We start from the raw sequence: 1,240 nt of genomic DNA on the forward strand, positions 1-1,240 counted from the left end.
CTCTGACGACTCACCAACTGATCCTGTTGCCAGCGCGCCGATTCGGTCACGCGCACCAGTGGCGCCTGGCAGATCAGTTGGCTGCCCGCAGCCAGCCAGACTTGCAGATGCTGGCCGGGACGCAGGGTGAGGGTTTGCAGGGTGGTGGCTTCGGTCAGCGTGGGATGCATGTGGATTCTCCGTGGTGGGATGGGCTTGTCACACTGCCAGTCTAGGGAGCCCGCCCCAAGGGCAACAGGCACAGGAAAATTCGCTCTGCTGCGTAACAGGCTGAAGTTTTTTACTCTGTTACCCCTGCTTTTCGCCTACTCTGTATCTGTTCTGGTTGTGACCTGAAGAACATCATGACTGTTATGGATACCAGCCTGCTCCTCCCTACCCATCAGCCAGCCAGCGCGCCCGTGCCGGATGGCGCACCGTCCCCGTCACCTGCCGCCGAGAGCGCTCGCCAGCCGCTGTATCGCCGCCTGGCCGAGCATTACCAGGGCGCCATCCAGTCCGGTACCCTGGTGGCCGGCGACCGGATGCCCTCGGTGCGCGACCTGATGCGCCAGCACCAGGTCAGCCTCTCGACCGCCCTGCAAACGCTGCGCCATATGGAGGAGGGCGGCTGGCTGGAGGCGCGTCCGCGTTCCGGCTATTTCGTGCGCCAGCCGCGGCGGTCGGTGATTCGCCCGGTGCAGGAGCCCAAGAGCCTGATGGCCATCGATCCCGAGCAATACGCGGGCATCCACGAAAAGGTCTCCAAGTACATCGCTCTGCGCCAGAGCGGCGCACCCCGCATCGACCTGTCCGGCATGACCTGCGCGCCCGAACTGTATGCGGTGGAAACCTTGAAGCAAGCCGCCATGCGCGCCCTGCGCGAGCGGCCCGAGCTGCTCACCAGCGCCATGCCGCACAACGGCAATGCCACCTTCCGCCAGGCGGTGGCGCGCCGCGCGCTGCACCATGGGATGCGCATCGATCATGAAGAAGTGGTGGTCACCCACGGCTGCATCGAGGCACTCAACCTGGCCCTGCGCGCGGTGGCCGGGCCTGGCGACACCATCGCGGTGGAGTCGCCCACCTACTTCGGGTTGCTGCAGGCCTTGGAAAATCTGGGCATGAAGGCGCTGGAAATCCCCACCAGTCCGCACACCGGCATCTCGGTGGAAGCGCTGGAACTGGCCGTGCGCACCTACGGCAACATCAAGGGCGTGGTGGTGGTNGCCAACCTGCAAAACCCGCTGGGCTGCATCAT

At 65.0% G+C, this 1,240-nt stretch carries 1 protein-coding gene; it reads left to right on the forward strand.

Features of this window, described 5'->3' with window-relative positions; translation table 11 throughout:
* Positions 1 to 353: 353 nt before the first annotated feature.
* On the forward strand, positions 354 to 1,240 hold an 887-nt coding region (locus I5W_RS12615), incomplete at its 3' end, for an aminotransferase-like domain-containing protein (protein ID WP_044529488.1).

The organism is Herbaspirillum sp. B65 (assembly GCF_000333555.1).
Taxonomy (GTDB): domain Bacteria; phylum Pseudomonadota; class Gammaproteobacteria; order Burkholderiales; family Burkholderiaceae_D; genus Herbaspirillum; species Herbaspirillum rubrisubalbicans.